General features: G+C 33.0%; 7 protein-coding genes. All 7 read left to right on the top strand.

Translation table 11 applies throughout. The annotated features are described in order from the left end of the window. Positions 1 to 8 precede the first annotated feature (8 nt). The 7 genes from NTX22_02060 to NTX22_02030 all read left to right on the top strand — a co-directional run bounded on the left by NTX22_02060 (position 9) and on the right by NTX22_02030 (position 12,123). Positions 9 to 1,409: a T9SS type A sorting domain-containing protein gene (locus NTX22_02060; protein MCX6149291.1), complete on the top strand. Its 1,401-nt coding sequence runs from the start codon at positions 9 to 11 to the stop codon at positions 1,407 to 1,409. A gap of 19 nt (positions 1,410 to 1,428) precedes the next feature. Next, on the top strand, positions 1,429 to 3,969 hold the full coding sequence (locus NTX22_02055; GenBank protein ID MCX6149290.1) for a DUF3160 domain-containing protein: 2,541 nt from the start codon (positions 1,429 to 1,431) through the stop codon (positions 3,967 to 3,969). A 148-nt stretch (positions 3,970 to 4,117) separates the two neighbouring features. Continuing rightward, positions 4,118 to 6,205, top strand: a complete 2,088-nt coding sequence (locus tag NTX22_02050; protein MCX6149289.1) for a T9SS type A sorting domain-containing protein — start codon at positions 4,118 to 4,120, stop codon at positions 6,203 to 6,205. 6 nt (positions 6,206 to 6,211) lie between these two features. Further along, on the top strand, positions 6,212 to 8,167 hold the full coding sequence (locus tag NTX22_02045; GenBank protein MCX6149288.1) for a CocE/NonD family hydrolase: 1,956 nt from the start codon (positions 6,212 to 6,214) through the stop codon (positions 8,165 to 8,167). Positions 8,168 to 8,185: 18 nt separating this feature from the next. Beyond that, on the top strand, positions 8,186 to 10,309 hold the full coding sequence (locus tag NTX22_02040; GenBank protein MCX6149287.1) for a hypothetical protein: 2,124 nt from the start codon (positions 8,186 to 8,188) through the stop codon (positions 10,307 to 10,309). 9 nt (positions 10,310 to 10,318) lie between these two features. Then, positions 10,319 to 11,599, top strand: a complete 1,281-nt coding sequence (locus NTX22_02035) for a YCF48-related protein (protein MCX6149286.1) — start codon at positions 10,319 to 10,321, stop codon at positions 11,597 to 11,599. A 119-nt stretch (positions 11,600 to 11,718) separates the two neighbouring features. Next, a complete protein-coding gene (locus tag NTX22_02030; protein ID MCX6149285.1) occupies positions 11,719 to 12,123 on the top strand; it encodes a hypothetical protein in 405 nt (134 codons plus the stop codon). Positions 12,124 to 12,231 lie beyond the last annotated feature (108 nt).

The raw sequence follows: 12,231 nt of genomic DNA, 5'->3' as shown, positions 1-12,231 counted from the left end.
AAATTTTAATGAAAACAACTATCCTTATATTAGTATTCATTACTCTAAGTACTATTTATACCCAAGAGTTTCAGAAGGTTCCATTTATTACCAACACGGGTAATAATTTTGATTTCGGTATAAGTGGTTACACTTATTCTGATATTTATATTACCTGGATTAATGAAATTGATTCTCTTTATACTGTTTATGTAAAAAAAATAAGTCCTATAATCTCCAAGGATATTATAGTCTCGTCAGATTATCAATTGAAAAGTAATGCTCAAATTGTTCATGGTAAAATTGCTTGGCAGGTATCAGATAAAAATGGATGGCAGATTTATTTAAGATATTTTTCTAATGATTCCTTGGGTTCAACTTTTCTAATATCTGATGAATCAGTCAATAATGAACAAATGACCTTGGCTAATTCTAGAATCGTATGGTCTATTAATGGGAAATTAGTTGGAAAAGAATTAAATCCGTCGATTAGTGATATGTTTACTATAGACTCTAGCAATTGTTCGAATCCCGATTTGGATAAATCTTTTTATGATAATATGGATGAATCAGCAATTGTCTATGAAAAAGAAATCGAAGGAAAAAGAGATATTTATTATGCCAGGCAACAAAAATACGAGTCAGATGATTGGGTAAAATCCAGTATATATTCTGATGGGGACAATAAAAAACCAAAATTTCATAATGGTTTCTTAATATTATTTCAAACCAAAAAAGATTCTGTATGGAACATAGCTTTTGGCAATATTTACTCTACAGATTTTGCAATCACCTCTAATAAATATTGCAATTATGAAAATCCTTTTATTTTTGATTACCCCGTTCCAACAAGTTCAGCAAGGGCGATTACCCCATTTCTTTTAATTTTTAATTCAGATTCATTAATAAACGATACGGAAATTTATGCTGCCCCTTTACTAAGTTATTCTGAGGGTAGTGGTGATACAATTCTAAATATTTCCTCTATGGAAGGGATGGACTTTGAACCAGATGTCTGTATAGTAGAGGATTCAAGTAAATACTATGTATCCATTTTCTGGATTCATGAATCAAATAATAAAAAAGATATTTGGGTTGCACGGACATTATTTATACCCGCTTGGGGTGATGTAAATGATAAATCTCTAAATAAATTACCATTTATCTTATCTCAAAACTTCCCCAACCCATTCAATCCAACAACAAAAATCGTATTTCAAATTGCAAATTTTGGATTTGTAAGTTTGAAAGTATATGACATTCTCGGCAACGAAGTTTCCACTCTTGTTAATGAAGAAAAATCGGCTGGAAATTATGAAGTGGAATTTTCCGCCAATGTCGGAGGTAGCAATCTTTCAAGCGGGATTTATTTTTGTGATTTGAAAGCTGGTGGCAATAGATTTGTTCGGAAAATGAGTTTGATAAAATAAAAAAAACGAGGAAATTAAAATGAAATTTCGAATTTTACTTTGCAATATTAATTTATTCTTTCTGCTGTGTATCTATGCTCAAGCTCAAACGGAACCATTTGATTTGAATTCCTATAAACAATTTCTGTCTAATAATCAGAATATGACTTCAGGTCAATTGCTCAATCTTCATCCTACCGGAATATTTAAAGGAGATTTAAAACTTCAACCAAAGGATGCGGTGTACTTCGATTCGATCTGCTTCAAGTACAATCTGACGGAACAAGAAAAATCTTTGATACAAAAGAATGGATTTATGGTATCCGAGAGATTAACAAATAAAAGCTTTGGCGAGGCTTTTGGAGATATATGGCACAAAGACTTACCAGTTTTTATCTCAACGGATGCAATACTTCATGCTTTACATATGTCATATGATGAGATTCTTAAAACCGTGGAAGTAAATTTTTTAATCCCCAAACTGGATACATTTTTAAAAAAATTAAAAGAACAGCAATCTTACCTCCATACTAAATATTCTAATAATCCTATGATGACAAGAAAATTGTATGATCTGGATATTTATTTAACAGTTGCCATAAAACTGATGGGGGATTTTGCAATTCCATATTACTCTGATTTAACCCGACCGGAAATAAACAAAATATTTAATTACATTAGTGCAGAGAAACCAATTGAAGATTCTCTTTTCTCTTCGACGAATAGAATAATGGATTACAGCCAATTTAAAGTGCGAGGACACTACACAGATTCCAACTTTCCGAAACTTGCAACATATTTTAAGACAATGATGTGGCTGGGCAGAACTGAAATTTATCTTTTATCTCCACGGGCAATTGAACCTGCACCAACTGAAGAAGATATTCAGAGGCAAACAATTGATGCATTATTAGTAAATGAAGCAATTGAATTGGGTAATCTTACTTCCCAATGGAAAGAGCTTGATGATGTTATTAAATTCTTTGTCGGAGAATCTGATAATGTAACCCCACCAAATTTAAAATCACTGGTTCAAGCGATAGATATAAAAAACGCGTCAGATCTTCTTGATAAAAGTAAATTAAAATCATTTCAGGATTCCTTAAAAACAAAGGCTTACGCATTTCAAAGGATTCTTTCCCAAATTATTATGACGGGATTTAATAGTCCGGACAGCATCATTCCTGCCAGTTCATTTTTATTGTTTGGGCAAAGGTTCATTATTGATTCCTATGTTACATCCCAGGTAGTGTTTGATAAAATTTTGTTTAATAATAGCCGAATAAAACGAATGCTTCCTTCTACGCTTGATGTTCTTTATACTTTGGGAAATGATGCTTCAGCTCAGCTTCTTGTTTCTGAATTAGATAAATATCATTACTCATCAAATCTTGCAGCATTAAGATATTTGATTGACGGATATGATAATGATTTTTGGGAGGTTAGCCTATATAATCTTTGGTTGAATTCTATCCGGAAATTAAATCCACCAAACGATAGAACAAATCTACCACAGTTTATGCAATCTGCCGGATGGTGGCAGGAAAAAATGAACACTCAGCTTTCCTCGTGGGCACAACTGCGGCATGATAACCTTCTTTATGCAAAACAGTCTTATTCAGGCGGGGTTATATGTTCCTATCCTTTCAGCTTTGTAGAGCCGGTTCCTGAATTTTACGATGCAGTTAATCAGTTTTGTGCTAGAGGAAAGGAGTTCTTGAAAAATTATCCTGTCTATACAGATTATTATTTTGAAAAATGCGAAGCAATTATGGATACTCTTAGTTCAATCGCTAAAAAGGAATTAAATAAACAATCATTCAGCGAAGCCGAGAAAAGTTTTTTACGCAGGATGTTATATAACGCCAATATTTGTGGACAAACTTTTGATGGTTGGTATTTGGATTTGTTCTATACTGGCGGATTAGGAATGCTAAAAGATGACAAAGTTATTGCCGACGTACACACTGCACCAACTGATGAATTTGGAAATATGGTTGGCTGGATTCTTCATGCAGGAACGGGTCCAATAAATCTGGGAGTATTTATTGCTGAAGCCCCTGATAATCAATCAGTTGCTTTTGTTGGACCAGTGATGAGTTATTACGAACACTTATCAACGAATTTTTACAGACTATCAGACGAAGAATGGAAGACTCTTTATGATGTTGCCCCTTCAATGCGACCGGATTGGGTAAATGTTTACTTAGCTGATTCAAAAGGCAATTCAAAAGGAGAAGGATTAAAATTAATCACTGGCATTGAAAAAGATGACAACACCACAACATTACCAGAAACAATGCTGCTTGCACATAATTATCCTAATCCATTTAACTCAACAACCATAATCAGATTTACAATTCCAGCAAAGCTAAGCAACCAGGATGTTAAGCTAAACATCTTTGACTTGAACGGTGAATTAGTAAAGCAGTTGCTGAATGAAAATTTACCTGGAGGGAATTACTTAACACGATGGGACGGTACAGACAATAATGACAGAGACGTAACCAGCGGAGTTTATTTCTACAACTTAACCGTTGGAGGAAATCAAATTTCGGGAAAGATGAGTTTGATAAAATAATAACAAATTAAAACAATAAATATATTTACTGAATATGAAGAAATTATTTTTTAAGGCTATTTTCATTTGTCTCATAGTACCAACTTCATTCTTTTCACAGGATACTTTCCTTTTAGTTTCAAATTTAAAGATCAATTTTGGGAGCGGAATGTATATTGAGGAATTCTATAAACATAATAACCTTTTATTTACATTGGTCCAGCAGAATAATGGTAATTATTGTGTCGGTATTTATGATATATCTGATATAAAAAATCCTGTTGAACTTGGAAGAAAAGAAAAAAATACTTATGAAGGCAATAAATTTTATGAAAACTGCATTTTATATGAAAAAGACTCAATATTAACCGAAGGATTCTATGCAATAAAATCAAATCCGGATGTTGATATCATTGATCATTATTTTTGGAAGCCAAATTTAGTGATAGAAATAGATGATAGGTTTTTCTATTTCAGGAATTATGATCAAGATATTAAAGTGCTTAAAATGAAAAATCAATTGAATTTCGAACTTATTAAAACTTTTCAGTTGACTACACAATCAAGCGAAATAAGTGGAATTGCGGCTGTTGATGAAGTGATTTACATATCAACTAGATATGCTGGAGTATATTCCGGTTTGATATTAATTGATGCTTCTGACCTTAATAACCTAAAAGAAGTTCAAAGTCCGGTAACTGATCAGGATCTGACTGGGCTGGTATCTGGAAATAAAAGAATTCTTGTTGGTAAAAATTTTGGCGAAGTAATGTTATTTGATTGTTCAGATCCACGCAAACCAAAATTTGTTACAACAAATTATTATCCTCACAACCGGTTAAGAGGATTCTGGCAGGATAAAAATTTTTTTTTATATGGGTATCAAAAGAATATTAGTATTTATGATAGTTCAATTAACTTAATAAAAAAAATATCAACATCTGGGGATGTCTATTCTGCGCACTTAAATCCAACACACCTATTTATTGGGACAACAATCGGTATTGAAATTTGTAATATCAACAATCTAAATAATCCTGCAATTGAATCAATATATGGTGCTAATATTGGACACCCAATTAATTTTATTAAGGAAGGGAATTATATTTATACAACTAATATGGGGGATGGATTAAAAATTATAGATGTTTCTGATAGTTCAGTTCCTAAAATAATAGGAGAACTTGATCTAAATGGTTGTACGAGGAATATCGTAATTTCAGGAAATTATGCCTACCTGGCTGATTATATTAAAGGACTAGAAATAATAGATATAAGTAATCCCAATAAGCCCGAATTAATTTCTACTTTGAATATCCCACTTGCCTCTGACTTAGATATTAGAAAAGATAAAATATTTTTAATCAATGATAAAAATGAAGTCTTTGTAATAGATATAACAAATAAGTATCAACCTGAAATGGAGTATTCAAAATCCATTCAACCTTTTTATTTTCAATACTTCGGAGAATATAAAAAAATTAAAATAACTGGAGATAATATCTGGGTCAAATTTGATAATAGTCCGCTATATGCTTTCCAATACTCAAATAAAAATTTTACCGAAATATTTAAATATGATTACGTAGTTTCAAACGAACCTAATGAGTTGCTATGTTTAGATTCTCTTTTATTTCTTGTGCAAATTAATGGTACGCAAATCTTTGAACCTTATAACTTGCAATTTATTAGTGAAATATCGCCACTCTGGTTTGCAAACATTAAATCCGTTTCGTTAGATATTGCCAAGAAAATATTATATGCTTTAATATCATACGATTTCGGTTCTAGAATACTTAAGTACGATTTCACTAATCCTGCTGAACCAAAACTAATTGAAGGTGGTATCATATTAGATTTTCCACCTGAACATATTTTATTTAATGATGATCTTCTTTTTGTATTAACGAGAGATGGAATTACAATTTATTTACCAGATAAAATAAGTGGTATTTTGAGAGACGAAGAAAAAACATCCAAAATTACTTTTCAATTAAGCCAAAACTTCCCCAATCCATTCAATCCAACAACAAAAATCAAATTTCAGATTGCAAATTTTGAATTTGTGAGTTTGAAAGTATATGACATTCTCGGCAATGAAGTAGCCACGCTTGTTAACGAAGAAATCCCGCTTAGCGGGACTACAGGAAATTATGAAGTGGAGTTTGATGGAAGTAACCTTTCAAGCGGAATTTATTTTTATGTTCTAAATTATGATGATCTAAGGATTTCAAAGAAAATGTGCATTCTAAAGTAAAAAAAAATGAAGAAAATATTTTTTTTATTGTTCTTTTCCATTACAGTTTATGAAGGTAATTCAATTGCGCAGCAAGTTTATAGTTTTATACCGTTATCGATTCCCACGCGCGTAAATTTTCCTTTTAAAAAATCACTTGCTGCCGATCTTTACTCTTTAGATACAAATATTGCTAAACCAGTTATTTTTATTCAAACTCCTTACAATAAGAATCTTTATCGTACAAATATTCATCTGCCACAGTCCGGCGGAGTTACTTTTCCTTTCGATAGTATTAATTACAATTATGTTATAATGGATTGGCGGGGATTTTACGGATCAATACTTGCTAAAATTGATGGATATGATAGAGGATTGGATGGTTATGACGCTATTGAATGGATTGCAAATCAAAAATGGTGTAATGGAAAAATTGGAACTTACGGGGCTTCCGCTTTAGGTTTAATTCAATTTCAGACTGCAAGACATCATCCGCCACATCTTATTTGCGCTGTTCCTCTTGTTAAGGATTATAAAACATCTTACAATAACTATTACTATGGTGGTGATTACAGGAAAGAACACGTAGAATCGCTGGCAAAACTGGGATTCCTTTCCACCGAAGAAATTCTTGCACATCCTAAAAAAGATTTTTATTGGAACGTCATTGAATCAAGTTCTGATTATCCAGAGGAAATTTCCATACCTGTTCTTATGATTGGCGGCTGGTTTGATCATTTTCCAGATGAAGTAATCCGGGCTTTTAACGATCTTTATGAAAGAAGTGATGTAACTGTACTCTTTAAACATAAATTTCTTATCGGTCCCTGGCTTCATTCAGGTATTGGTAAACTTCAACAGGGTGAAATTGAGTATCCTAATGCTTTCGGGTACCCTGATTCTATTGCAATGCAGTTTTTTAATTATTATTTAAGAAATGAATCAAATAGTTATGATAAAAATTCCACAATAATTTATTATCAGCTTGGAGAAGATGAATGGCATTCAACCAACGGGTGGAATAGTATTTCAACCACGACAGATACTTTATTTCTTTGCGAAGGAAATCTACTTTCATTTAACAAACCATTCTCTGAAATAAGCTCGGATTCATTTTACTATGATCCAAAAGATCCTTCGCCGGCTATTGGAGGAGCCAGGTTTAATCCTTTTATTACTGATTTGCCTGACGGTCCAATTGACATAAGCAATTCAATTGAAATCCGGAATGATGTATTAATTTTTTCCACCGAGTCTTTAAGTCATCAGATAAAAATAAATGGTAATGCTATTCTTAAACTTTTTATTTCATCAAATAGAAAAGATACCGACTTTGCTTTGAGGCTATGCGATGTTTATCCTGATAACAGATCGATAATAATAACGCAAGGTATAAGAAGAATGCGTTTCAGAAGTTCATATTCTTCAGACTCTCTAATGATCCCCGGCAAAATTTATCCAGTCGAAATTCAGCTTCAAAATATTGCATTAACAATTAAACCAGGCCATAAATTAAGGATAGTAATCAGTTCTTCAATTTATCCTCATTTTGATATTAATCTTAATAATGGGGATTCACTTTATGTTCCCGGTGATACTCTGATTGCTAACAATTATGTTTACTTTAATAAAAATTATCCATCCTGCTTGGTTTGGCAAACTTCAGAAATTACTGCAGTTCCTAAGGAAGAATTTAAGGTTGTAGAAAATTTTAAATTAGAACAAAACTTCCCAAATCCATTCAATCCAACAACAAAAATAGGTTTTCGGAATTCGAAATTCGGATTTGTAAGTTTGAAAGTATATGATATTCTTGGAAACGAAGTAGCCACACTGGTTAACGAAGAAATCCCGCTTGGCGGGACTGCCGGAAGTTATGAAGTTGAATTCTCCGGTTCTTCACTTCCAAGCGGAATATATTTCTACAGAATTACAACCTCATCAGGATTTAATCAAACTAAGAAAATGATTCTGTTAAGATAATTTTTTTCGGGATGTGTTATGAGAAAAATTTTCTTTTTATTATTGATTATTTTTTCAGAAGCAGCAGGTTCAACGTACCGGGTATCATCCGCTGCAGATATTCATTTGTTAATGAAAAGCGTTCAGCCAGGCGATACAATTATTTTATCCAACGGTTTTTGGATAAATCAGAAAATATATTTTAAAGCAAAGGGGAATGAGCAGAAACCAATAATTATACGTGCTGAAACGCCGGGCAGAGCAATCTTTACAGGTCAATCAAAATTCTTTTTTACCGGCGAGTATATAACAGTAGATGGTTTATATTTTACAGATGGATATATAATTCCTGACAATCCTTATGACAAAATAATTGAGGTAGGCATAAAGGATACTATTAATGGAATCTGGGTTACCGGAAATCACCTTAGGTTAACCAATTGTGCAATTGATAATTTTAATCCTCCGGATAGTTCCATTCACAATTTCTGGGCAGTATTAAGGGGTAACAATAACAGGATTGATCACTGTTGCTTTAAAAATAAGAGACACTTTGGCAACCTTATGGTTATTGATGCAAACGAAGGTGATTTCGGGAATAAAGTAGATTCTAATTACTTTGGTTACCGTTCCCCGAATATTATTGGTGGGGTACTGGTTAACGGAGCAGATATAATTATGGTAGGTGTAGCGGGTTCTCCTTATGGCAATAATAATATTATCGAATATAATTATTTTGAGGATTGTAACGGAGAAGATGAAATCATTTCAAATAAATCTGATGATAATATTTATCATTACAATGTGTTTACCAGATGTGCGGGATTTATTTCGTTGCGCTGGGGGAAAAGAGCAATAGTAGAAAGTAATTATTTTTTCGGACAACATAATATTTCCGGCGGAATAATTATTTTGAGCGAAGACCATAAAATTTACAATAACTATTTTGAGTCGCTACAACAGAAACCGGCAATTTATCTCCTGAGCGGTGATTTCACTTTTCCCTCGTCCGGAAGTTTTCCTCAACCAAAGAATGTACAAATAGTTCATAACACTTTTGTAAATAATCAACTCAACTTTGATATTGGAAATCCTTACTTGTCGGATCCATCTCTTATTCCTCAACCTCCAAAAGATTGCATCATTGCTAATAATGTTATCTACAGAAGTTACCTTGACGAGCAGAATCCTTTTATTATAACCAGGATAGAACCTATAAACCTGAGCTGGACAAAAAATATTATGTTTGGAAGTCCGATCGGGATGCAACCATCTACTGGAATAGACTCAATTGATCCCAAATTGCAGTCATCCTATCCGGATTTTTTATGGAGATTGACTTCGATAAGTCCGGCAATAAATGCTTCAGTTGGTTCATATCCTTTTATTACTGATGATTTTGACGGACAAGTTAGAGATAACAATAAAGATGTTGGTTGTGACGAATACTCATCCTTTCCAATTCAAAGAAAATCGGTTGATAGAATGAGTACAGGACCTTTCTGGTACTGGCAGCCTATACCGGTTGAACTTTGTTCTTTTATTGCAGAATTTAATAACGGTGAAGTTAATATAAATTGGCAGACATCAACAGAAATAAATAATTCGGGATTTTATGTGGAGAAAAAGGGAAACTCACCATCCACTTTAATCTGGAATGAAATAGGTTTTGTAAAAGGTAAAGGAACATCAACAGAAAAAGCATATTACTTTTTTAATGATAAAAATATTACGCCTGGTAATTATAAATACCGGTTAAGGCAAACTGATTTCAATGGAACTGCCTTTTACTCTAATGAACTCGAAGTTACAATTTCAAAAGAGATGAGTCCCAATATAAATCTCAATGAAAATAAATTGGAACAAAACTACCCTAATCCTTTTAATCCAAGTACAAATATAAAATTTACTATTCCAGCCCTCACCTCAGTCCTCTCCCCAAGGGAGAGGATGTCCGAAGGACAGGTGAGGGTAACTCTTAAAGTATTTGATATTCTTGGTAACGAAATCGCAACTCTTTTGAACGAAGAAAAACCCGCTGGAAATTATGAAGTGGAGTTTTCCGCCAATGTCGGAGGCAGCAATCTATCAAGCGGGATTTATTTTTATGTTTTGAAAGCAGGAGAAACCAGATTAGTGAGAAAAATGTGTTTGATTAAATAGGAGCAAATGATGAAAAGAGTAATAATAATTTTATTTCTAATATCATATTATCAAATAACAATAAACGCTCAATGGATTAAACAAAGTAGTGGAACTGATGAAAAACTTACCGATGTAATTATGATCGATTCACTTACTGCTATTGCAGTAGGAAAAGGTCGCTCTATACTTAGGACCAGCGATGCAGGAAAATCATGGAAGAACTTAACTATAATGCTTTCTTCAACTGTACCATGGAATGGCGTTTCATTTCTTGATACTTCTTGTGGAATTGCAACAGGTGATGGAGGAATAAGAATCACATCAGACGGTGGCAGAACCTGGTTATGGCATTCTGCTCCCTATTTTCAAAATTATATTTCTCAACTATATCTTGCACCCGGCAACATTTATATTGGTGCAGACTCCGGCTGGATCTGTCATTCGCTAGATAGCGGTAAAACCTGGGCATCAGAAAAAATAAGCAACTCTCCTATTCGTTCTATTTTCTCGTGGCGTGGACCATATATACAATCCTTACCAATCTATGCTCTTACTTCTAATTCCCTATATCGCAAAATGGAATTCCCGTCTGGTAATTGGGAAGAGATTGCAACTTTCTTTCATGGCTTAGGTTCAGAAGCATTTGATGGGGAATTTTCTTCTGGTAGTGGTCCGGGATATATTGTTGGTGTTCAAGGAGATTTACGTGCAGCGCCAACTGTTCTGCGCAATGAAATGAGTGATTCAGTCTGGCTATCAGTTTCCTCTGAAATAATTGGGGATGGTGTATTTTTCGGTATATCCGCTCCATCTCAAAAGGTCGTTTATGTTTGTGGAAACAATGGACTGATTTTCAAATCCTCCGATAGTGGTGGTTCCTGGACTAAAGAAATTGTACCAACTACAAAAAATATTAATGCAATTTACTTCTTTAATGAATCACGTGGATTTGGTGTTGGGGATTCCGGACTTATTCTTTATAAAGCAAAAGATGTAGCTGCACAAATTGAGAATCATGTGGAACAACTACCGAATCAATTCATACTCTTCCAAAACTTCCCCAACCCATTCAATCCAACAACAAAAATAAGTTTTTGGAATTCGAAATTCGGATTTGTAAGTTTGAAAGTTTATGATATTCTTGGAAACGAAGTAGCCACACTGGTTAACGAGGAAATCCCGCTTAGCGGGATTGCAGGAAATTATGAAGTAGAATTTAATGGTGGCAATCTTTCCAGCGGAATTTATTTTTATCAATTAAAAGCAGGAAATTTTAGTCAAACTAAGAAGCTTATACTGATGAAATAATTTATAAGCAAGAAAAAATTCATTAAAATTTAGTAAAAGAACTCATGTTTAAACAAATATTTAATTACATTAATATAAATATTTTTGTGATAATAAAAAAACCATAAAATCATTTTACATTGAGAACAATATTTGTATTTATAACTATTTCCTTTTTGGCTATTCATTGTGCTTGCATTAAGCCAGCCCCGCCTCCAAACAAAGATGATTTTAAAAATATTGCCGAAAAGAAATTTGGTACAGATTTTCAGTTTTCATTTAACTCAGATAGTAGTTTTGTTCTAATAATCAATCAAAAAAAACCTACTGCCCAAAATCCTTTTCCGTTATTGAAATTTTTTGTTTATGATTTATCAAACAATAAGATAATCTTAGAGGACAATAGACCCAATTCCATGGTAGTATGGAAAAATAGTTACCAGGTAGAAGTGATTATAACTCCCGAAATGGTATCAACTGATGCTAAAAATAATTCTAAAGGATACATTTACGATCTTCGGCAAAAGAAAAAGACTAAACGGTAATAATAATAACTAAACTTAATATATAAATTACAGAGGTACTTATATGTTCAACTTTACAAAAACAATCACATTGTTTTTTATTAGCTGCTTGATTTTTAATTCGGAATC

Source organism: Ignavibacteriales bacterium, assembly GCA_026390815.1.
Classification (GTDB): domain Bacteria; phylum Bacteroidota; class Ignavibacteria; order Ignavibacteriales; family SURF-24; genus JAPLFH01.
This window is presented reverse-complemented; position numbering and strand designations above follow the sequence as displayed.